This window comes from Citrobacter sp. Cpo071 (assembly GCF_030332765.1).
GTDB classification, from domain to species: Bacteria; Pseudomonadota; Gammaproteobacteria; order Enterobacterales; family Enterobacteriaceae; genus Citrobacter; species Citrobacter portucalensis.
This window is the reverse complement of the sequence record NZ_JAOWHE010000068.1, coordinates 110,750-131,241: the sequence shown is the minus strand read 5'-3', so window position 1 is coordinate 131,241 and position 20,492 is coordinate 110,750. Positions and strand designations below refer to the sequence as shown.

General features: G+C 51.6%; 20 protein-coding genes and 1 other RNA gene. 9 read left to right on the top strand and 12 right to left on the bottom strand.

Annotation, left to right across the window (positions count from 1 at the left end; genetic code table 11):
• Nucleotides 1-18 precede the first annotated feature (18 nt).
• A complete protein-coding gene (locus OGY09_RS05170; RefSeq protein ID WP_032945092.1) occupies nucleotides 19-447 on the top strand; it encodes a YhbP family protein in 429 nt (142 codons plus the stop codon).
• 36 nt (nucleotides 448-483) lie between these two features.
• On the top strand, nucleotides 484-1,119 hold the full coding sequence (locus OGY09_RS05165) for an NAD(P)H-binding protein (RefSeq protein WP_003828632.1): 636 nt from the start codon (nucleotides 484-486) through the stop codon (nucleotides 1,117-1,119).
• A gap of 84 nt (nucleotides 1,120-1,203) precedes the next feature.
• Here OGY09_RS05165 and dolP read toward each other — a convergent pair whose 3' ends face one another.
• Genes dolP through OGY09_RS05145 form a run of 4 tightly spaced genes read right to left on the bottom strand, consistent with a single transcriptional unit; the run spans nucleotide 1,204 to nucleotide 4,812 of the window.
• Complete coding sequence (gene dolP / locus OGY09_RS05160; protein ID WP_008785904.1) at nucleotides 1,204-1,779, bottom strand: division/outer membrane stress-associated lipid-binding lipoprotein; 576 nt, start codon at nucleotides 1,777-1,779, stop codon at nucleotides 1,204-1,206.
• Nucleotides 1,780-1,788: 9 nt separating this feature from the next.
• Nucleotides 1,789-2,379: a DnaA initiator-associating protein DiaA gene (gene diaA / locus OGY09_RS05155; RefSeq protein ID WP_003024948.1), complete on the bottom strand. Its 591-nt coding sequence runs from the start codon at nucleotides 2,377-2,379 to the stop codon at nucleotides 1,789-1,791.
• 34 nt (nucleotides 2,380-2,413) lie between these two features.
• Nucleotides 2,414-2,809, bottom strand: coding sequence for a YraN family protein (locus OGY09_RS05150; RefSeq protein WP_032945091.1), 396 nt, complete (start codon nucleotides 2,807-2,809; stop codon nucleotides 2,414-2,416).
• Entirely contained in the window at nucleotides 2,767-4,812 is a 2,046-nt protein-coding gene (locus tag OGY09_RS05145) for a penicillin-binding protein activator (RefSeq protein WP_275399130.1), read from the bottom strand. Before OGY09_RS05145 ends, OGY09_RS05150 begins: the two co-directional genes overlap by 43 nt.
• 63 nt (nucleotides 4,813-4,875) lie before the next feature.
• Here OGY09_RS05145 and rsmI point away from each other — a divergent pair, with 63 nt between their 5' ends.
• Both rsmI and OGY09_RS05135 read left to right on the top strand, forming a co-directional pair.
• The gene (rsmI, locus tag OGY09_RS05140) at nucleotides 4,876-5,739 is read left to right on the top strand and encodes a 16S rRNA (cytidine(1402)-2'-O)-methyltransferase (RefSeq protein ID WP_003024942.1); all 864 of its coding nucleotides are present in this window, start codon (nucleotides 4,876-4,878) and stop codon (nucleotides 5,737-5,739) included.
• Between the two features lie 2 nt (nucleotides 5,740-5,741).
• A complete protein-coding gene (locus OGY09_RS05135) occupies nucleotides 5,742-6,743 on the top strand; it encodes a Fic family protein (RefSeq protein ID WP_032945087.1) in 1,002 nt (333 codons plus the stop codon).
• Here OGY09_RS05135 and OGY09_RS05130 read toward each other — a convergent pair.
• The 8 genes from OGY09_RS05130 to garD form a co-directional block, all read right to left on the bottom strand.
• Nucleotides 6,740-7,513, bottom strand: a complete 774-nt coding sequence (locus tag OGY09_RS05130) for a DeoR/GlpR family DNA-binding transcription regulator (RefSeq protein ID WP_003828620.1) — start codon at nucleotides 7,511-7,513, stop codon at nucleotides 6,740-6,742. The genes OGY09_RS05135 and OGY09_RS05130 overlap by 4 nt on opposite strands.
• A 111-nt stretch (nucleotides 7,514-7,624) precedes the next feature.
• Nucleotides 7,625-8,668: a galactitol-1-phosphate 5-dehydrogenase gene (gene gatD, locus OGY09_RS05125; RefSeq protein ID WP_032945086.1), complete on the bottom strand. Its 1,044-nt coding sequence runs from the start codon at nucleotides 8,666-8,668 to the stop codon at nucleotides 7,625-7,627.
• 44 nt (nucleotides 8,669-8,712) lie between these two features.
• The gene (locus tag OGY09_RS05120) at nucleotides 8,713-10,086 is read right to left on the bottom strand and encodes a galactitol-specific PTS transporter subunit IIC (RefSeq protein WP_003828618.1); all 1,374 of its coding nucleotides are present in this window, start codon (nucleotides 10,084-10,086) and stop codon (nucleotides 8,713-8,715) included.
• A gap of 4 nt (nucleotides 10,087-10,090) precedes the next feature.
• Nucleotides 10,091-10,375 carry a PTS galactitol transporter subunit IIB gene (gene gatB / locus OGY09_RS05115; RefSeq protein WP_003828616.1) on the bottom strand — a complete coding sequence of 95 codons (285 nt, stop codon included), beginning with the start codon at nucleotides 10,373-10,375 and terminating at the stop codon, nucleotides 10,091-10,093.
• Nucleotides 10,376-10,402: 27 nt separating this feature from the next.
• Entirely contained in the window at nucleotides 10,403-10,867 is a 465-nt protein-coding gene (gene gatA, locus OGY09_RS05110) for a PTS galactitol transporter subunit IIA (protein WP_003828615.1), read from the bottom strand.
• Between the two features lie 14 nt (nucleotides 10,868-10,881).
• The gene (gatZ, locus tag OGY09_RS05105; protein ID WP_032945085.1) at nucleotides 10,882-12,153 is read right to left on the bottom strand and encodes a tagatose-bisphosphate aldolase subunit GatZ; all 1,272 of its coding nucleotides are present in this window, start codon (nucleotides 12,151-12,153) and stop codon (nucleotides 10,882-10,884) included.
• Between the two features lie 137 nt (nucleotides 12,154-12,290).
• Complete coding sequence (locus tag OGY09_RS05100; protein ID WP_032945084.1) at nucleotides 12,291-13,145, bottom strand: tagatose bisphosphate family class II aldolase; 855 nt, start codon at nucleotides 13,143-13,145, stop codon at nucleotides 12,291-12,293.
• A gap of 178 nt (nucleotides 13,146-13,323) precedes the next feature.
• Nucleotides 13,324-14,895, bottom strand: a complete 1,572-nt coding sequence (garD, locus tag OGY09_RS05095; RefSeq protein ID WP_032945083.1) for a galactarate dehydratase — start codon at nucleotides 14,893-14,895, stop codon at nucleotides 13,324-13,326.
• A gap of 405 nt (nucleotides 14,896-15,300) precedes the next feature.
• Here garD and garP point away from each other — a divergent pair, with 405 nt between their 5' ends.
• The 5 genes from garP to rnpB all read left to right on the top strand — a co-directional run bounded on the left by garP (nucleotide 15,301) and on the right by rnpB (nucleotide 19,962).
• On the top strand, nucleotides 15,301-16,635 hold the full coding sequence (gene garP, locus OGY09_RS05090) for a galactarate/glucarate/glycerate transporter GarP (RefSeq protein ID WP_008785890.1): 1,335 nt from the start codon (nucleotides 15,301-15,303) through the stop codon (nucleotides 16,633-16,635).
• Nucleotides 16,636-16,650: 15 nt separating this feature from the next.
• A complete protein-coding gene (gene garL, locus OGY09_RS05085) occupies nucleotides 16,651-17,421 on the top strand; it encodes a 2-dehydro-3-deoxyglucarate aldolase (RefSeq protein WP_008785889.1) in 771 nt (256 codons plus the stop codon).
• A gap of 30 nt (nucleotides 17,422-17,451) precedes the next feature.
• Nucleotides 17,452-18,342 (top strand): 2-hydroxy-3-oxopropionate reductase, encoded by an 891-nt coding sequence (gene garR, locus OGY09_RS05080; RefSeq protein WP_003828600.1) that lies wholly within the window; start codon nucleotides 17,452-17,454, stop codon nucleotides 18,340-18,342.
• Between the two features lie 65 nt (nucleotides 18,343-18,407).
• Nucleotides 18,408-19,553 (top strand): glycerate 2-kinase, encoded by a 1,146-nt coding sequence (gene garK / locus OGY09_RS05075; RefSeq protein WP_032934186.1) that lies wholly within the window; start codon nucleotides 18,408-18,410, stop codon nucleotides 19,551-19,553.
• Nucleotides 19,554-19,585: 32 nt separating this feature from the next.
• Nucleotides 19,586-19,962: RNase P RNA component class A (gene rnpB, locus OGY09_RS05070), an RNA gene on the top strand.
• Nucleotides 19,963-20,492 lie beyond the last annotated feature (530 nt).

Below are 20,492 nucleotides of genomic sequence, written 5' to 3'. Positions count from 1 at the left end.
GTATAAAAGAGAACAGAAATGGAAACACTGACTGCGGTGTCTCGCTGGCTGGCAAAACAGCACGTCGTGACCTGGTGCGTACACCATGAAGGTGAATTGTGGTGCGCCAATGCGTTTTACCTGTTTGATGCGCAGAAGATGGTGTTCTATGTGCTGACCGAAGAGAAAACGCGGCATGCGCAGATGTCCGGACCACGCGCACCGATTGCCGGTACAGTAAACGGTCAGCCTAAAACCGTCGCTCTGATTCGTGGCGTACAGTTTAAAGGGGAAATCCGGCGTCTTGAAGGGCAGGAGAGCGAAGCTGCGCGTAAAGCCTACAACCGCCGTTTCCCCGTCGCCAGAATGCTGCCAGCGCCCGTATGGGAGATTCGACTGGATGAAGTCAAATTTACGGACAACACGCTGGGCTTTGGTAAAAAGATGCATTGGTTACGTGATCTATAGTTAGAACAGTGATTGAAGACCTGGGGAAGATAAGCGATGAGTCAGGTGTTAATAACGGGAGCCACGGGGCTGGTGGGCGGACATTTGCTGCGTATGCTGCTCAATGAACCCCGGGTCAATGCCATCACGGCACCAACGCGTCGACCGCTGGCAGATACGGTTGGTATCTATAACCCCCATGATCCGCAGCTAACCGATGCTCTGGCACAGGTCACCGATCCGGTCGATATTGTCTTTTGTTGTTTGGGGACTACCCGGCGTGAAGCGGGCAGCAAAGAGGCGTTTATCCATGCTGACTACACGCTGGTGGTAGATACGGCCCTGACGGGACGTAGGTTAGGCGCCCAGCATATGCTGGTAGTGAGTTCAATGGGGGCCAATGCGAATTCACCGTTTTTTTATAATCGGGTGAAAGGTGAAATGGAGCAGGCGCTGATCGCGCAGAATTGGCCACGGCTGACGATTGTCCGGCCTTCAATGCTACTGGGTGATAGGGACAAACAGCGGACGAATGAGATGTTTTTAGCGCCGTTGTTCAGGCTGCTGCCGGGTAACTGGAAGTCGATTGAAGCGCGCGATGTTGCTCGGGCAATGCTGGCAGAAGCGTTGGCACCTGGGCATGAAGGGGTTTCGATCCTGACCTCTTCCGAGCTACGCGAAAGGGCTAAATAAAAAAATGCCGAATGGCGCTGACGCTTATCCGGCCTACAAACGATTACGTTCTGTAGGCCGGATAAGATGCCATCTACAGGCGTGTTACTTAATAAACGTAAAGGCTGTCGTGACGCGTTTCACGCCGCTTACCCGGCTGGCGATATCCGCCGCCGCCTTCGCTTCACGCTCGGTCACCAGACCTAACAGGAACACTTCTCCGTTCTCAGTCGTTACTTTCACGTTAGAGGATTTCACCTGATCGCTGGTCAGTAACTGGGAACGTACTTTGGTGGTTATCCAGGTATCGTTGGACGCATCGCCCAGACCGATTGGCTGGCCCTGACGGATCTCATTAAAGACCTCAGTCGTACCTTCTACGCCCATCGCAATCTGTTTTGCACGTGCAGACAGTTCGCTATTCGGCGACTGGCCGACCAGCAGCACTTTACCCTGATATGCGCTCACGTTGATTCGCGCTTCTTTCTTGATCTGGGCATCTTTCGACAACGCCGTATTGACGCGTAATTCCAGGGTACTGTCATCAACCTGGGTGCCGACACTACGCGGATCCGTCGCGGCTTTAGTCCCGACGGCTGCAGTTCCGACAACGGCGGCAGCTACACAGCCTTGCAGCAGCAGTGCAGCGATAATCACAGCAAGCGGCGAAAATGCCTTCATGTGTACTCCTTAATCATCCTGGTGAGGAAAAAGCGTGTTATCGATGAGATCGCAAAGGCAGTTAACCGTCAGCATGTGCATTTCCTGAACGCGGGCGCTGTGGTGTGAGGGAATACGGATTTCAACATCCTGTGGCCCCAGTAATCCGGCCAGTTCCCCTCCGTCATACCCGGTCAGCGCGACGATTGTCATGTCGCGTGTCACGGCGGCTTCAACGGCTTTTACGATATCGCGGCTATTACCACGCGTAGAGATTGCCAGCAGAACATCACCTGCATGTCCCAGCGCACGGACTTGTTTTGCATAAACTTCGTCGTGGAGGCGATCGTTGGCAATCGCAGTTAAGACCACATTATCAGTATTTAGTGCAATCGCAGGTAAACTTGGGCGTTCTGTTTCAAAACGATTGATCATGCTGGCAGCAAAATGCTGTGCGTTGGCAGCGGACGTCCCATTACCACAACAGAGAATTTTGTTGCCATTGAGCAGGGACTGAACCAGCGTCATGGCGGCACGGGAGATTGCATCCGGAAGTGCTTCAGCCGCAGCTATCTGAGTTTGAATGCTTTCTGTAAAGCAGACTTTAATTCTATCTAACACGCTAATCCTTAAGAACCAGGCTCTGAATCTTCAACTATGAGCGGTCGTTGAACGCGTCCTTAAACCACTCAACATCATTTCCGGTGAAGGCTAACACATCGAACCGGCAATCCACAGTATCAAAACTCCCATTGTGGCGCGCAAGCCACAAGCGGGCGGTCTGTAATAATTTGTGTTGTTTGCTCCGGGTCACACTCGCCGCCGCATCGCCGAACTGTGCTGAGCGTCGGTAGCGAACCTCAACAAATACGGTGGTGTTGCCTTCACGCATTATCAGGTCGATTTCGCCGCCACGTTCACGCACGTTGGCGGCGATAAAATGCAGTCCCTTGCTCAGCAGCCAGTCACGCGCGGTGGATTCCCACGCGTCACCGGTCTGTTTACTCGTTAACTGGAGGGGACGACTTGTCCTTGCTGGTATTTGAGCCATGATAACTTCCTGTTAATCACACAATCCTGCGTTGCGGTTAAGGCCCCGGTATTACCGTTAATTTCGAAACCCTGCACCTGACGCATTTGCGAGAAGTGGTTGGCAAGCGACCAGGCATCGACACCCATGGCATACATACGCGCCAGCGAGTAGTCGTTACGAACCGCGCCAAGCGCCTGCTGCATAAGAGGCGCATTAGCGCCTGCCAGCATCGGAATTTCGCTGTACTGCAAGCCTTCCATCTCCAGACGGAAATCCGGGCCGGCAGTGCCCTGCGCACTACGAGAGCTGGCGTACAGCGTTGCTCCGCTCTGGCTGCCGTTGCGCATGGCGATCATCGGCTTAATAAATGCAATTTCTTCCGGCGTCGCCAGAATATACACGGCATCAACACGACCGCTGCCGCCGGTGATTTGCGCATCGGTAGGTGCTGCCGGGATGGTCAGACCACCAATCGTCACGCCGGGTTGGGCTGGCACAGAGGAGGCCACCGGGCTGCCTGTCAGGGAAATCCCCGAGCCGCCGTTGACGCCCATTTTAAGTTCAGCGGTGGAGCCGAACTTCTGCTGCAATACCACGCCGCCACCCAGTTTTTGCCATTCCTGTGCAAAGGCGTTGGCAACGCGATCGCCTAATGAACTCCGTGGAATCAACAACAGCGGCGTCTGTTTTCCCTGATCGCGGATGTGGCGTGCGGCGTCGCGCGCTTCATCTTCTGGCGACAGGGCGAAGTAGCAGACGTTCGGCAGATTTTTCACCGACTCCGGCTGGTTAAGCGCCAGGACGTTCAATGGCGTGTTGCTTTTCATCAGCTCTTCAACATTGTTCTTCAACAGTGGGCCAACCACGATGCTGGCGCCATCCTGCTGAACCTGAGTCAGGATCTGGTTCAGCGGCTGTGATGAAGTGTCGTAGATTTTTAGCTCAGCGGATGGATTCGCCGGTGCGCTGGCGGTTGTTGGCTGAGCGGGTGCTGCGGGCTGCACAGCAGGGGTTTCTGGCTGAGCCGGCGTCTCGTTGGTCAGATCGCTTACTGACGCCTGAGACGGGCTGGCAACGCCGTCAGTCGTTTGCGGCTGTTCTGTGGTGGTCGCGGCAGCTGGAACTGCGGCAGGTGCGACAGCAACAGGGGCTGCGACAGGTTGAGTGCCCATGTTTTTCGCAGCTTCAAAGCCTTGCTGAATAGTACGGCCAAATACAGCGGCCTGACCGTTCAGTGGTAACAGCAGAGCGATTTTGCTGGTGGAGGCAGGCTTAAAGCTCTGCACGTTAACCAACTGTGTTGGTAACAGTTTTGCTCCTGGGTTTTGCGGATAACGTTTCTGCCAGTCCGCAATACCAGCTTTCATCATGTCCGGATCGTTACGGTTATCGAACCAGACGCGCTGGAGATCCAGCCAGCCTTGCAGCACGTTTTCATCAGCATTGATGACCAGCGCTTGCTCCTGGGTCATGGACGACAGCGCCTGCCAGGTGGCGTCCATATTTTTCTGCTTAGCATTCGCGGCCAGCAGCGGTTCCTGCGCGATCAGGGCGCGCAGCAGCGTCAGAGACGGGCGACCCTGGTTGACGTCGATTTGCGCCTGCCAGTAGCGTGCCTGTTGGTTTTGATCGAAATCGGCGGGAGTTAACTTATCCAGCAGGGCCTGTGCGCCAGCGACATCTTTCTGCGCGAGCTTAATCTCGACGGCCAGCAGTGACTGCTCACGCTGCTGGGTATCGCTTAGCTTCTGCGGTAGCTGGTTAAACAGTTCGATAGCCTGCTGGCTCTTGCCTTCTTTCAGCAGTGCACGAATGGCGAGTAATTGCCAGTTGGTCTTGCTATCATCAGAGCTTTGCTGCATTTGTTGCAGATAAAAGCCGGAATCAGCCTGCGCAGTGCCCTGCATATGGGCTGCACTCTGGTCTGGCGCCTGGGTGCCACAGCCTGCGAAAATCAGTGCTGCCAGAATGACTGGTAGCGCGCGTGCGGCTTTCAAACGAGAAAATGTTGAGGGTACCATACTGTATCCAGTGATATTTTTTTACTCAATGCTCAATATTAAATCGGCAATACGGACGACACAATGAAACAACACGAATCGGCGGATAATTCTCAAGGCCAACTCTTTATTGTACCTACTCCTATAGGAAATTTGGCTGATATTACCCAACGAGCGCTCGAAGTTTTACAAGCCGTTGATTTGATTGCCGCTGAAGACACTCGTCATACAGGATTATTGTTACAACACTTCGCGATTAACGCGCGTCTGTTCGCGCTACATGACCACAACGAGCAGCAAAAGGCTGAAACGCTGGTCGCGAAGCTCAAAGAAGGACAAAACATTGCGCTGGTTTCCGATGCCGGAACGCCGCTGATTAACGATCCTGGCTACCATCTGGTGCGTACCTGTCGTGAAGCGGGGATCCGCGTTGTTCCCCTGCCAGGTCCTTGTGCGGCGATTGCTGCCCTGAGCGCTGCAGGTCTGCCTTCAGACCGTTTTTGCTATGAAGGATTTCTGCCTGCGAAATCGAAAGGGCGTCGTGATGCGATGAAAGCCATTGAAGCAGAACCGCGTACGCTTATTTTTTATGAATCTACCCACCGCTTGCTGGATAGCCTGGAAGACATGGTTGCCGTGTGGGGCGAATCCCGCTACGTGGTGCTGGCGCGCGAGCTGACCAAAACCTGGGAAACTATTCACGGTGCACCGGTTGGTGAACTGCTGGCGTGGGTCAAGGAAGATGAAAACCGTCGCAAAGGCGAAATGGTGCTGATTGTTGAAGGGCATAAAGCGCAGGAAGACGATCTTCCTGCCGATGCGCTGCGTACATTGGCCTTATTGCAGGCAGAACTGCCGCTGAAAAAGGCCGCCGCGCTGGCTGCTGAAATCCATGGCGTGAAAAAGAATGCGTTGTATAAGCACGCACTGGAACAGCAGGGAGAGTAACAGTGAGCACCTACCAACCACCTTTCGTGGTCACCCCATTGATCCTCAACCAGGTTATTGAAATTGGTGAGTTGATGGGGCATTGGGCTGCGATGGCTGGTAGGGCATCTCCTCTTTTGCGCAAAGAGAATCGTATTCGCACGATTCAGGCCTCTTTAGCGATTGAGCATAATTCGTTGACGACGGAACAAGTCACCGCGCTGATGGAGGGCAAACGTATTCTGGCGCCTGCTAAAGACATACAGGAAGTTAGAAATGCGATTCAGGCCTATGAAAAAATGTCGGAATGGAAAAGTGGAAAATTATCCGACCTTTTACAGGCACATCGGGTTCTTATGCTTGGTCTGGTCGATAATCCAGGCCAGTTACGTACCGGAAATGTTGGTGTTTACAGGGATAAACAGCTTATTCACATGGCTCCACCAGCCTCACAAATTTTACGTTTGATGAATGATTTACTGGGCTGGTTGAAAACGACAGAGCTCCACCCACTGATTGCTGGTGCCGTTTTCCATTATGAGTTTGAATTTATTCATCCTTTTGCCGATGGTAATGGGCGGATGGGACGGCTGTGGCAGACATTAATCCTTCGTGAGTGGCGATCGGAATTGGCGTGGTTACCCGTAGAGACACTAATCCACTACCAACAGGACCGCTATTATCAGGTGTTAGGGCTTTGCGATCGGCAAAGTAGCTGCACGCCATTCATAGAATTTATCCTGGAAAACATTATCTCTGCTTTGCAGGAGGGATTGGGAAAACCATCAGCCCTGTCGGAAGAAATGTCGGAAGAAATGTCGGAAGAAATGTCGGCTGATTTACTGGATATAGAAAAACGCATTCTACAAATATTGTCGAATCAGCCGAGCAGATCCGCCAAAAGCATCGCTAATGAGTGTGAAATCTCAGCCCGGACCGTAGAACGCTATCTGAAAGCGTTGCAGCTAAAAGGTAAACTGCAACGCGTTGGCGCGACAAAAGGGGGGATGTGGCGGGTAATTTAAACGACCAGCAGTTCAACGCCTGTTTTGGCCAGCGCTGATTTATCCTGTTTGCTGATACTGTCGTCGGTTATTACGCAGTTAATCTTTTCCATTGGCAGCACCTGATTAAAACCACGTCGATTAAATTTTGTCGCGTCCAGTACGGCAATGACCTTATGTGCCGCCGCTGCCATCACGCTACTAATCGAATAACCTTCGTTGAAGGTCGTAATACCGTTAGTAGCATCAATCCCGTCAGCGCCTACGAACATCAGGTCAGCGCTTATTCCTTGTAGGGAGCGTTCAGCGATAGTGCCATGCATTGAATGCGTTTTGTGGCGCACAGTGCCGCCGCAGACGACCAGCGTAATATCTTTGTTTTCCGATAACGTGAACGCGGCAGGCAGGCTATTGGTAATAACGGTGATATTACTTTTTCGGTTTAGCGCTTCAGCAATCAATAAGGTGGTGCTTCCGCTATCCAGAATTACGGTCATTCCTTCCTCAACCATTGCCGTTGCGGCCTGGGCAATCCGTTTTTTGGGATCGCTGGCAAGCTGATACCGATCTTCTAATAACACTTCCTGATTGTCACCTTCAGCCAGATGGCTTCCTGGTTTTGCCGCACCGCCGTGAAAACGGGTGACCAGACCCTTCTCTTCTAATAACCGTAGGTCGGCGCGAATGGTTACTTCAGAAATACCAAAGGTATTCGAAAGGTCCATTACCAGTACGCTGCCTTGCGTGTTAATCAGGTCGACAATTTTATTCCTTCTCTCAAATGAGTTCATATTGATTTGCCTGATAATTTAATTATCACTAGTTTAATCGAAGGATTGCGAAAGGTGAACGCTAAATTTCGAAAGTAAATGTGAGCCAGCGCAGGTTGCTGGCTCATGGGTTCAGGATAGTTTGAGTAGAATTTTTCCTTGCATCGGCGCGCCGTGGAGTGACTTGACGGCGCTGGCAAAGCTTTCGGCATTGCCAGTGTGAGCAATTAATGGCTCAAGCTGTAAGCGTTTTTCCGTCAATAAACGGGCAGCGGTTTCCCACTCTTCTCCAGGCCATGGGCTGGAATAGTTCATCCAACTGCCAAGAATGGTTAATTCTTTACGTAATATTTGCCCAAAGACACCTGAAGCAAGCGTCAGATCGTGATGTAACGTGCCGACTAACGCTAGTTGAGCACGAGGGCCTGCAATCTCAATCGACAGCGTCACAGTTTGCGGGGTTCCCGCTGTTTCCAGCACGAGTTGGTCAAACTGAATATTTTCCAGGCCTGCGTGGATCTCAGCCGCACTCATCTCCCGACTATTAAACACATGGGTTGCCCCCAGTTCTTTTGCTAATGCCAGCTTTTGCGGATTGATATCAATTGCCGTGATACTTTTGGCACCGAGTTCACGGGCACATTGCATTGCCAGCAAACCGATAGTACCAGCACCAACGATAATCACATTTTTGCCTTCGCATCCCTGAGCCAGATGAAAAGCATGCAGACCGACGGTAATCGGTTCAATGAATGCGCCATCATCAATCGGCATATCTGAAGGCAGGCGGAACAGGTTGGCGCGTTTTACAACCACATATTCTGCGTTCCCACCTTCGCTTCGTGAACCGACAAACTGATAATGTTTACATAACGAGAAGTATCCCCGCTCGCACTGAGGGCAATGAAAGCAGGGAAGCAGCGGTACGCAGGCCACGGCATCACCGGGTTGTAAGTCGGTTACGCTTGCGCCGTAGGACTCAACATAACCACTGAACTCATGCCCGAGCGTGATTGGATAATAGTGCGCACCATGATTGAAGATACGGGGAATGTCTGAGCCGCAAAGCCCTGAACTGACCACTTTGACCAATACATCTTCATCAGTTTGCAGTTGTGGTATGGGACGTTCTTCAACGCGTACGTCGCCCTCAGCGTGAATAACCACTGATTTCATAAGTGTCTCCAGAAATGTGAAGGGGAGCAAATGCTCCCCAGAAATTAAGATGCGGTCTGGCTTTCCGTTATGGCTGCCGCTTTTTCAGCCGCCACGAAATTACGTGCCCGACGCCAGGTCAGCAGTACACCCAACAGGTAAATAGCAGCGATAATGATGAAGCCCACCACGTTCTGCCAGGTGAAGAGCTGGATTAGCAGCCAGGTGATTGGGGAGCCGCCCTGATCCATTGAGGCCACCATGCCACCGGCTTTCAATGCGCCTGCATTAGCGGCAAGCTGGGTATGTAAACCAATAGTTTGTGTGGCTATCCACAGGGTGATACCCATAATGATGACGCCAGAGATCAGCGTGCGGAACAGGTTTCCCTGATGAACGGCTACCGCCATGGCGACAAAGAAACCAATGGTCGCGAGATCGCCGAATGGCAGAACCTGGTTTCCGGGTACCAGAACAGCAATCAGAATGGTCAGCGGGATAAAGATTAGACTGGCGGAAACCACCGACGTATGGCCGAGCAGTAGTGCAGGATCCAGACCGATTAAGAACTCCTGTCCGCCAAATTTTGCCTGCAGGCGTTTACGGGCATGTTTAGCAATAGGAGTCAGGCCATCCATAATCGGTTTAATGACACGCGGCATGAGCAACATAACGGCAGCCGTTTTCACCGCCAGCTGCAGCACAGCTTTAACGTCATATCCAGCCAGCATGCCGATAACTAATCCCATCACAAAACCGACGGTTACAGGTTCGCCGAAGGGGCCGAAGCGTTTTTGGACATCATCCGCGCTGAAATGAATGCGGTTCAGTCCGGGGATTTTTTCAATGATCGTATCAACCAGGACTGCTATCGGGCCCAGGTATGCCGAGGAACCGTGTGGAATGGCAATGCCTTCCAGGCCAAAAAAGTCGCGCGTGTCTTTGGCAAACCAGTCACCCAGTTTATAGACGAATGCGGCATGAACAACCACGCCGAGAATGCCCAGCCAGTATGAGCCGGTCGCCAGATGCAACATGGCACCGGTAAACGTCATATGCCAGATATTCCAGATGTCGACGTTCACCACACGGGTCATGCGGGTAACCAGCATCAGGATATTCACCCCAATGGCGACTGGAATCGCAATTAACGCAATTTGCGAAGCCCAGGTCATTGGTGATGAGCCAGGCCAACCGACATCGATGACATGCAGGTTGATTTGAAATTGTTCTGCCATTGCTTTTGCGGCAGGGCCAATAGAGTCCAGCATCAGGCCGATCACCAGACCGATACCGACGAAGCCAATCCCGATATGCAAACCTGATTTAAAACAATCCCCGAGCTTCATTCCCAGCAATTTTGAGAAGATGATGATCACTAGCGGCAGCATAACCGTTGGACCTAAGTCGAGGATATAACGCATTATTTCGCTAAACATGGCGTTACCCCACGAGGATAGTCAGTATTTTTTGCTGTAATGCTTCGATACCCACACCTGAAACAAAAGGCATGCCGTGGACCACTGGGATATCGCCAAACGTACGGTCAACGCGGGCGGTGGTACAGATAAGATCCGCTCCATCCATATAGGTTTCGATTTCCGTTACCCGACATTGAACCAGGTCGAGTTGGATATTGTTGGCTTCACAGAGTTCTTTAATTTCTTCTGCCGCCATTGTTGAAGTTGCTACAGCACCGCCACAGGCCACAATTACTTTACGTTTCATAGGGTACTCCTTTTATTATCAGTTTTATCAAGCCTGTGCGCAGGGCTCAGACTCAAGGATTTTTTCCCGAAAGAGCATGGCCAGTTCTGCATCAGGCGCATTCAGCAATGCTTCAATGGTGTTCGGGTTTTGTAGCTCACTAAACAGACGACGCAGGAGCTTCAGCTGCGCAGTCGGGTTCTCAACGATTAAGGCGATAATTAAAGAAACGGCTATCTCTTCGTCATCATCTGCTTGTTGAAAGTTGACCGGTGTATCCGGGCGAATCAGATAGATAGCAGGGGATATCGCATGCACAGCTTCACAATGTGGAATCGCAACGGCATGACGTTCCAGCGCTATTCCGGTTGGAAAAGTTGCTTCACGCTCAATCAGGGCCTGCGGATAGCTTTCATACACGACCCCTTTGGCCAGCATCTCCTCCCCAATATGTGTCAGCGCATGCTGACACGAGCTAAAGTTAATTCCTGTTCGAACAAAAAGTTGGCTCATATATTCTCCAGATTTCAGGCAATTACTGGTGCGCAACCAAAGCGATAGGCGCGCAGAACGTCCTGGATTTTGTCGATAATCAGATTATGTGGTGTGGCGGTTAACGTCCCTTCAGTCAGGCGTTCAAATTGCACGGGCATAAACTGGCTAATGAGTCCCAGTGGTAAAGCGATGTCATTAAGGTTGGTGATTAATTTCTCTACACTTTGACGAATGCGGGGATGCGGCCAGTAGTAACGAATACGGTCGGAGAGGCTGAAGTGAATATCGACCATCGCCTGGCTCCAGGTTGGGCGATAATATTTTTTCCAGTAGTCCGGTTCATTCAACATTACTTCGTCAATTACTTCCAGAACCCGGCTCCGTTGTTCTGGGGAGATCAGTTCATTTTCCATTTGCGCAAGGGCAAAAATAGCTTCGCGCAGGGCAAAGGTGAGTGCCGGACCCACTTTCAATATTGCATAGTGATCGCGTACCAGAGCACGGTATGCCTGGCGGGTTTGATAATCGGTAGAATGCGCTTCGTAGACCATTGGGGTCTCTTTTATCCAGGCGGATAGCGCTTCTGCAGCTTGTGGTTGGTAGTGGATGATTTGGGTGTGATCGAACTCGACGCCGGGTTGAACCACAATGGCGATTACACGAGTTAACGCCTCTTCAAGCCCTAATGCGCGGAAGGCAACCTGATGGGTTTCCAGTGTCCGGGCGGCATCTTCTTCGCGTGTGACATGAACGCTGCCAATGGTGCTGGCTTCTCCGCCTGGTACGGGAACTTCTGTTCCAATAACGTAAGTCAGATGGTGTTTCTGTTCTTCGGTTGCCGTTGTTTCTGCGGCCTGGCAAAGCACGGCTGCGCGCTGGGCAACAACCATTGGATCTAAAGGCGTTGGGTCGTCAGCGCAGGACATCGAAGCATCAAGATGGATTTTGCTGAACCCTGCGGCAACGTAAGCTTTGATTAAGGCTACGGATTTTTCCATCGCTTCTGCCGCAGGTTCGTTTTGCCAGCAGTTAGGGCCGAGATGATCGCCACCCAGAATCAGCCTTTCGCGAGGAAAACCAACCGCTTGTGCGATGCTATAGACAAAGTCACGGAAATCAGCGGGTTTCATCCCGGTATAACCACCAAACTGATTAACCTGATTAGAGGTCGCTTCGATTAGAACTTTCGTGTTCGTGTTGAGATCAAAACGTAATGCAGATTCAATAACCAGCGGATGGGCTGAACAAACAGAACAAATACCTAAATGCTCACCTGCTTTATGACGAGAGATTATTTCTTTCACTTCTATCTCCGATATCTTTTGTTTATCTTCATAATATTTTTGGATTGAAGGCAAAGGGTAAAAGCATCTTTCGTGATCCAGCTTTAAAAACAGACCTTTGTCAGAACCCGTGCAATTCGAATTAATTAATCAATCAATTACAACTTTCCTTCGCAGCCGCAGTCGGCAATCACCTTACGTACTACCTCTTTCATGGCCGCTTTTGCTGGCATCATGTAATGCCGTGGGTCGTTCGCATCGGTATGTGCGCTCAGGTAGGTTTTGAGTGCGCCAGCAAAGGCGATTTTAAGTTCGGTAGCGACGTTAACTTTGCAGACCCCTAAGGAGATTGCGCGCTTAATATCATGTGTAGGCAGGCCAGATGCGCCATGTAAAACCAGTGGGATATCAACGTGCTGACGAATCTCGGCTAGTCGCTCGAAATCCAGTTTAGGTTCAGCGTTATACAGACCATGAGCTGTGCCAATCGCGACAGCCAGTGAGTCGATACCCGTTTTTTCCACGAACTCCCGAGCCTGTTCTGGGTGGGTATACAGCGCATCCTTTCCGTCTACGATCAGGTCATCTTCCTGTCCGCCTAACCGTCCCAGCTCAGCTTCAACGCTAACGTCATAGCGGTGGCAGTAATTAGTTACGTGTTTAACTAAGGCAATGTTGTCGGCAAATGGCAGATGAGAACCATCAATCATGACAGAGCGAATACCTGTAGCGACTTTCGCTTCAATATCGGTGGTGCTTTCATGGTGATCGAGATGGATGGCGAGAGGATGGTTCCAGCTTCTTGTCAGTTCACTGGCGATTGCAACGATGTTACCGACCCCTGCATAACTAAAAGTGCCTGGCGTGCCGGCGACGATCAACGGAGAACGTAGTTCGGCTGCTGTTTCCACAACAACCTGTAAGGTCTCCAGATTGTGGATGTTAAATGCTGGTACGGCATAGCCTTCTTGCTGCGCCTTCTTCAGCATCATTTTGCTTGAGATGATAAACATACTTCCTCCGAAGTCTTTCGATTTCTTTCTTCGAAATAAAGTATAGGGTTTCGTAACGTTTTTTTGTGATTTTGATCTGATAAATGAAAGTTTCGAAAGAAAGAGGAGGTTTGCGAAAGGTTGTGGCGAAAAAAAAGCATGCCTGAAGGCATGCTCATTAAGAAAATACGGTAGATAATCAGGTCACTGGCGCCGGGTTAAACACAGCCAGCTGGTTATGCAGTCCCCACTGGTCCGAGAAGGTTTTCTTACGCCCGCTGGCGACGTCGAGAATAAATTCGAACAGTTTCAGACCCACATCTTCAATGGTTTCTTCTCCGGTGGCGATGGTGCCCGCGTTAATGTCCATCAGGTCAAACCAACGGTTGGCCAGCTCGGTGCGTGTCGCCATTTTAATCACCGGCACAGCCATCAGGCCATATGGCGTACCGCGACCGGTAGTGAACACCTGCACGGTGATCCCGGAAGCGACCTGTTGTGTACCGCAAACAAAATCACTGGCGGGGGTTGCAGCGTAAATCAGGCCACGTTTGGTTGGACGCTGACCCGGCGACAATACTTCGACAATCGCGCTCTTGCCAGACTTGGCAATTGAACCCAGCGCCTTTTCCACCACGTTTGCCAGGCCGCCTTTCTTGTTGCCCGGAGAAGGGTTAGCGCTGCGATCCGTTTTGCCCATATCAAGGTAGTTATCGTACCAGGCCATCTCTTCGAGCAGGCGTTTACCTACTTCTTCGTTAATCGCACGTGGGGTCAGAAGGTGGATGGCATCGCGCACTTCGGTTACTTCAGAGAACATTACGGTCGCGCCGCAGCGTACTAACAGGTCGGAGGCATAACCCACCGCCGGGTTGGCCGTCACGCCGGAGAACGCATCGCTACCGCCGCACTGCATACCGACCACCAGTTCTGAAGCCGGACAGGTTTCACGTTGGCGCTGATTGAGCTTTGCCAGATGACGTTCGGCCACCTGCAGAATATCGGTGACCATCGATTGAAAGCCGACGTGCTTTTCATCCTGCAGGCTGACGATACTGGCGCTGTCGACCGGAATACTTTTCACGTCGTGCGTGCCTTCCAGCAGCCGCTCTGGCTGCAGTTTTTCGCAACCGAGGCCGATGACCATCACTTCACCGCCAAAATTTGGGTTAAGCGCAATATTGTGAATGGTGCGAATCGGCACGATGGCGGCTGGAGCATTGATCGCCACGCCGCAGCCGTACAGATGATTGAGCCCCACCACACCGTCGACGTTCGGGTATTTAGGCAGCAGATCGCGCTCAATGATTTTCACCATATAATCCACCACGCCCGCTACGCAGTGCACGCTGGTGGAGATACCGAGTAGATTTTTGGTACCAACGCTACCGTCAGCATTGCGGTAACCTTCAAAGGTATAACCCTCAAGAGGCGGCAGCGGCTCTGGCACTTTAGTTGCCAGCGGCAGCGTCTCCAGCGGCGGGGCTTTGGGCAGCTCAACCATTGATTCATCAATCCAGCTGCCGCGTGGGATATCGCGAACGGCATAGCCTATCACTTCGCCATAACGCACGATTTCGCCATGAACAGGAATATCCAATAGCGCCACTTTATGACCCTGGGGAATATGTTCAATGAGTTCCAGTCCGTCCGGAAAACGCGTTCCGGCTTTCAGACCATTGTCATTGACAATTATCGCCACATTATCTGTTTCGTGAACTTTAATATAAAACGCCGTTGGCGATTCTTGTCTGATTTCGATGTCGGCCATTGTCCAGTATTCTCCAACAAGGTGGTGATAATAGTGTGGATATTTATATTTTGAATCTAATTGTAAGTAATAAAGATTCGGTATCGTGAAATAAGAATGTCAGGAGTTTAACGTGAAGAATGTGACGATGATCACTTAAACTCAGTAAGGCCGCGTCACCAGTGGTAGCAATACGTAAATGTGTGCATTAGCGCCCATGCTTGTGTGCATATGCCCAAAACATTAATTTAATAACGTGTATTTAATGAGCACTTGCACAATGATTAACGTTGTGCTGATGATTATACTAAATCACGGTTTCATAACGTCTGATAAATTATTATCTATTTTTATTATCGGTAATTTATCACGAGAAACACCCACAAAATAATAATAAAAACCTTTTATGTGCCCGAGGTAAATAGAATGATATTGGATACAGTTGTCGAGAAAAAGAAAGGTACGCACACCCGTTATTTAATATTGCTGATAATATTTATTGTTACAGCCGTTAACTATGCGGACCGTGCGACGCTGTCTATTGCCGGAACTGAAGTGGCGAAAGAGTTACATCTCAGCGCCATCTCAATGGGTTACATTTTCTCAGCCTTCGGCTGGGCTTACCTGTTGATGCAAATCCCCGGCGGCTGGCTGCTGGATAAATTCGGCTCGAAGAAAGTCTACACCTACAGTTTGTTCTTCTGGTCACTGTTTACCTTCCTGCAGGGCTTTGTGGACATGTTCCCGCTGGCCTGGGCGGGTATTTCAATGTTCATCATGCGCTTTATGCTGGGCTTCTCGGAAGCGCCATCCTTCCCGGCTAATGCCCGTATCGTGGCGGCCTGGTTCCCAACGAAAGAGCGCGGCACGGCATCTGCGATTTTTAACTCCGCACAGTATTTCTCCCTGGCGCTGTTTTCCCCGCTGCTCGGCTGGCTGACCTTCGCCTGGGGCTGGGAGCACGTTTTTACCGTGATGGGCGTGATTGGTTTTGTGCTTACCGGACTGTGGGTAAAGTTTATTCATAACCCAACCGATCACCCGCGCATGTCGCAAGAAGAGTTGAAGTTTATCTCTGAAAACGGCGCGGTCGTGGATATGGACCATAAAAAACCGGGCGATGTGAAGTCAGGTGGTCCTAAACTGCATTATATCAAGCAGTTGCTCACGAACCGTATGATGCTTGGTGTGTTCTTTGGCCAGTATTTTATCAACACAATTACCTGGTTTTTTCTCACCTGGTTCCCGATTTACCTGGTTCAGGAAAAAGGTATGTCGATTCTGAAAGTGGGCCTGGTGGCTTCGATTCCGGCACTGTGCGGGTTTTTCGGTGGCGTGCTCGGCGGCGTGTTCTCTGATTATCTGATTAAACGTGGTTTCAGCATTACCCTGGCGCGTAAGCTGCCGATAGTGCTCGGCATGTTGCTCGCATCGACCATTATTCTGTGTAACTACACCGATAATACCGCTCTTGTGGTGGCGCTGATGGCGCTGGCGTTCTTCGGTAAAGGTTTCGGCGCACTGGGTTGGCCGGTGATTTCCGATACCGCGCCGAAAGAGATTGTCGGTCTGTGCGGTGGGGTATTTAACGTATTTGGCAACGTGGCTTCCATCGTCACCCCGCTGGTGATTGGGTATCTGGTGAGCGAGCTGCACTCATTTAATGCTGCGCTGATGTTTGTAGGGTGCTCGGCGCTGATGGCAATGGTTTGCTACCTGTTTATTGTCGGTGACATTAAACGTATGGAATTGCAGAAATAAACAAAGGTATAGGCGATGAATAACACGATTTTCCCGAATAAGTTTAAAGCGGCCCTCGCGGCGCAACAAATTCAGATTGGCTGCTGGTCTGCATTGGCCAGCCCAATCAGTACCGAAGTTTTAGGCCTGGCAGGTTTTGACTGGCTGGTACTGGATGGCGAACATGCGCCGAATGATATCTCGACGTTTATTCCGCAATTGATGGCGCTGAAAGGCAGCGACAGCGCGGCGGTAGTGCGTGTACCAACCAACGAGCCGGTAATTATCAAGCGTCTGCTGGATATCGGGTTTTACAACTTCCTGATCCCGTTCGTTGAGACGGAAGAAGAAGCGGTTAACGCTGTGGCGTCGACCCGCTATCCGCCGGAAGGTATTCGCGGCGTGTCCGTATCCCATCGCGCCAATATGTTTGGCACCGTACCGGACTACTTTGCGCAGTCGAATAAGAACATCACCATCATCGTGCAGATCGAAAGTCAGCAGGGCGTTGATAACGTTGACGCAATCGCGGCGACAGAAGGCGTTGACGGTGTCTTCGTCGGACCAAGCGATCTGGCTGCGGCGCTAGGTCACCTCGGCAATGCGTCACATCCTGATGTGCAGAAAGCTATCCAGCACATTTTTGCCCGCGCGAAAGCACACGGCAAACCAAGCGGCATTCTGGCCCCGGTAGAGGCGGATGCGCGTCGTTATCTGGAGTGGGGCGCGACGTTTGTTGCTGTTGGCAGCGACCTTGGCGTGTTCCGTTCAGCCACGCAGAAACTGGCTGATTCTTTTAAGAAATAACCACCATCGACAGTAGAGAGAGATAAAGACATGACAATGAAAGTTGGTTTTATTGGCCTCGGTATTATGGGTAAACCAATGAGTAAAAACCTCCTCAAGGCAGGTTACTCGCTGGTGGTTGCTGACCGTAACCCGGAATCCATTGCGGAAGTAATTGCCGCAGGTGCTGAAACTGCCGCCACGGCGAAAGATATCGCTGAGCAGTGTGATGTGATTATCACCATGCTGCCGAACTCTCCGCATGTTAAGGAAGTGGCACTGGGTGAAGGCGGCATTATTGAAGGGGCGAAACCGGGCACAGTGCTTATCGACATGAGCTCCATCGCGCCGTTAGCCAGCCGTGAAATTAGCGATGCGCTGAAAGCGAAAGGCGTGGATATGCTGGATGCGCCGGTCAGCGGCGGCGAGCCAAAAGCGATTGACGGCACGTTGTCGGTGATGGTCGGCGGCGATAAAGCGATTTTCGACAAGTACTACGATCTGCTGAAAGCGATGGCAGGCTCCGTGGTACATACCGGTGAAATTGGCGCGGGTAACGTCACCAAGCTGGCGAATCAGGTGATTGTGGCGCTGAACATTGCCGCGATGTCTGAAGCGCTAACGCTAGCGACCAAAGCGGGTGTGAATCCGGATCTGGTGTATCAGGCGATCCGTGGCGGGCTGGCAGGCAGCACCGTGCTGGATGCGAAAGCGCCGATGGTGATGGATCGCAACTTTAAACCAGGTTTCCGTATTGACCTGCATATCAAAGACCTGGCGAACGCGCTGGATACCTCTCATGGCGTTGGCGCTCAGTTGCCGCTGACTGCAGCAGTCATGGAGATGATGCAGGCGCTACGCGCAGATGGATTGGGTACTGCCGATCACAGTGCGCTCGCATGCTACTACGAAAAACTGGCGAAAGTGGAAGTCACTCGCTAACAAGAAGGGCGCGGATGTGCGCCCTGTATTTCTTGCCTTGCGCGGCACAGTCAGGCTACATAACTATGAAAATCGTAATTGCCCCAGACTCTTATAAAGAAAGCCTTTCTGCCACCGAGGTAGCTCAGGCAATAGAAAAAGGATTTCGGGAAATTTTCCCCGATGCGCAATATGTTTCTGTTCCGGTTGCCGATGGCGGCGAAGGAACGGTTGAAGCCATGATTGCCGCGACGCAAGGGAGTGAACATTCAGCGCAAGTAACGGGGCCGCTGGGCGAAAAAGTGAATGCCTGCTGGGGCATGTCTGGAGATGGTAAAACTGCGTTTATCGAAATGGCGGCAGCCAGCGGTCTGGCGTTGGTGCCTCCTGAAAAGCGCAACCCTTTAGTCACTACGTCACGCGGTACCGGAGAGCTGATTTTGCAGGCGCTGGATAGCGGTGCGCAGAGCATCATTATTGGCATCGGCGGCAGTGCCACCAACGACGGTGGCGCGGGTATGGTGCAGGCGCTGGGGGCAAAACTTTGCGACGCCAACGGGACAGAAATTGGCTATGGTGGTGGAAGCCTGATGAGTCTGAACTCCATCGATATCTCGGGTCTGGATCCGCGCTTAAAAACCTGTTCCATTCGCGTGGCCTGTGATGTGACTAATCCACTCATCGGCGATTCTGGCGCTTCGCGCATTTTTGGCCCGCAGAAAGGGGCGACGGAAGAACGCATTCTCGAACTGGACCGTAATCTGTCTCATTATGCCGACATTATTAAAAAGTCTCTGCGGGTTGATGTGAAAGATGTGCCAGGCTCCGGTGCGGCAGGTGGAATGGGCGCGGCATTAATGGCTTTTTTAGGCGCCGAGCTGCGCAGCGGTATCGAGATTGTGACCCAGGCGCTCAATCTGGAAGAGCATATTCACGACTGTACGCTGGTGGTGACCGGCGAAGGGCGGATCGACAGCCAGAGCATTCACGGCAAAGTGCCGGTAGGCGTGGCGAATGTCGCGAAGAAGTACCACAAGCCGGTTATTGGTATTGGCGGCAGCCTGACGCGCGATGTGGAGGTCGTGCATCAATATGGTATCGATGCGGTATTTAGCGTATTGACCAGCATCAGCACGCTGGAAGAGGCCTTCCGTGGGGCATTTGATAATATTTATCGCGCCTCAAGAAACATCGCTGCCACGTTAGCGATAGGAATGCGCAGTGCGGGGTGACATTGCCCCGCAAACCCTCTATACTGCGCGCCGAAGCTGACCAGACAGTCGCCGCTTCGTCGTCGTCCTCTTCGGGGGAGACGGGCGGAGGGGAGGAAAGTCCGGGCTCCATAGGGCAGGGTGCCAGGTAACGCCTGGGGGGGAAACCCACGACCAGTGCAACAGAGAGCAAACCGCCGATGGCCCACGCAAGTGGGATCAGGTAAGGGTGAAAGGGTGCGGTAAGAGCGCACCGCGCGGCTGGTAACAGTCCGTGGCACGGTAAACTCCACCCGGAGCAAGGCCAAATAGGGGTTCACAAGGTACGGCCCGTACTGAACCCGGGTAGGCTGCTTGAGCCAGTGAGCGATTGCTGGCCTAGATGAATGACTGTCCACGACAGAACCCGGCTTATCGGTCAGCTTCACTCTTTATAAAACCCCGCTTCGGCGGGGTTTTTGCTTTCTGGGTAAGCCAGATGAATGACTGTCCACGACGCTATGCTCAAAAGAACGCGGCTTATCGGTCAGCTTCACACTTTATAAAGCCTCGCTTCAGCGGGGTTTTTGCTTTCAGGGCGGTTGCCATGCCTGATGGCGCTGCGCTTATCAGGCCTACTGGGGGAGAGACTGGTTTTGTAGGCCGGATAAGGTGTTTACACCGCCATCCGGCAGAGGTTTTACAGCGAGCATTGAGATTGGTTTTCGAGGATGCAGGCGCTTATTTCCTTCTTATCTAATTTTTATATCCCTATTATTTATGCACCGAATTTCTTTTATCTGAGGGGAATGTGTCGGTGGATATTTCTAATTTTGTGACGACCAACACAAAACGCTGTGCGATACGTTTTTCTCGAGAATAATCGAACGCAATCGATCGCCATCACAAAATTACTTGCTAATAAATCGCACAAAATCAGTGTTAATATAATGTTGCATATGATAATTGTTTGTATTTTTT

Coding starts and splice junctions, on each gene's coding strand:
- gatB (WP_003828616.1), bottom strand. CDS start 10,375: ATGAAACGTAAAGTAATTGTGGCCTGTGGCGGTGCTGTAGCAACTTCA.
- OGY09_RS05165 (WP_003828632.1), top strand. CDS start 484: ATGAGTCAGGTGTTAATAACGGGAGCCACGGGGCTGGTGGGCGGACAT.
- garP (WP_008785890.1), top strand. CDS start 15,301: ATGATATTGGATACAGTTGTCGAGAAAAAGAAAGGTACGCACACCCGT.
- garR (WP_003828600.1), top strand. CDS start 17,452: ATGACAATGAAAGTTGGTTTTATTGGCCTCGGTATTATGGGTAAACCA.
- OGY09_RS05170 (WP_032945092.1), top strand. CDS start 19: ATGGAAACACTGACTGCGGTGTCTCGCTGGCTGGCAAAACAGCACGTC.
- rsmI (WP_003024942.1), top strand. CDS start 4,876: ATGAAACAACACGAATCGGCGGATAATTCTCAAGGCCAACTCTTTATT.
- dolP (WP_008785904.1), bottom strand. CDS start 1,779: ATGAAGGCATTTTCGCCGCTTGCTGTGATTATCGCTGCACTGCTGCTG.
- garD (WP_032945083.1), bottom strand. CDS start 14,895: ATGGCCGACATCGAAATCAGACAAGAATCGCCAACGGCGTTTTATATT.
- OGY09_RS05120 (WP_003828618.1), bottom strand. CDS start 10,086: ATGTTTAGCGAAATAATGCGTTATATCCTCGACTTAGGTCCAACGGTT.
- OGY09_RS05150 (WP_032945091.1), bottom strand. CDS start 2,809: ATGGCTCAAATACCAGCAAGGACAAGTCGTCCCCTCCAGTTAACGAGT.
- garK (WP_032934186.1), top strand. CDS start 18,408: ATGAAAATCGTAATTGCCCCAGACTCTTATAAAGAAAGCCTTTCTGCC.
- OGY09_RS05145 (WP_275399130.1), bottom strand. CDS start 4,812: ATGGTACCCTCAACATTTTCTCGTTTGAAAGCCGCACGCGCGCTACCA.
- gatD (WP_032945086.1), bottom strand. CDS start 8,668: ATGAAATCAGTGGTTATTCACGCTGAGGGCGACGTACGCGTTGAAGAA.
- OGY09_RS05130 (WP_003828620.1), bottom strand. CDS start 7,513: ATGAACTCATTTGAGAGAAGGAATAAAATTGTCGACCTGATTAACACG.
- gatA (WP_003828615.1), bottom strand. CDS start 10,867: ATGAGCCAACTTTTTGTTCGAACAGGAATTAACTTTAGCTCGTGTCAG.
- OGY09_RS05100 (WP_032945084.1), bottom strand. CDS start 13,145: ATGTTTATCATCTCAAGCAAAATGATGCTGAAGAAGGCGCAGCAAGAA.
- garL (WP_008785889.1), top strand. CDS start 16,651: ATGAATAACACGATTTTCCCGAATAAGTTTAAAGCGGCCCTCGCGGCG.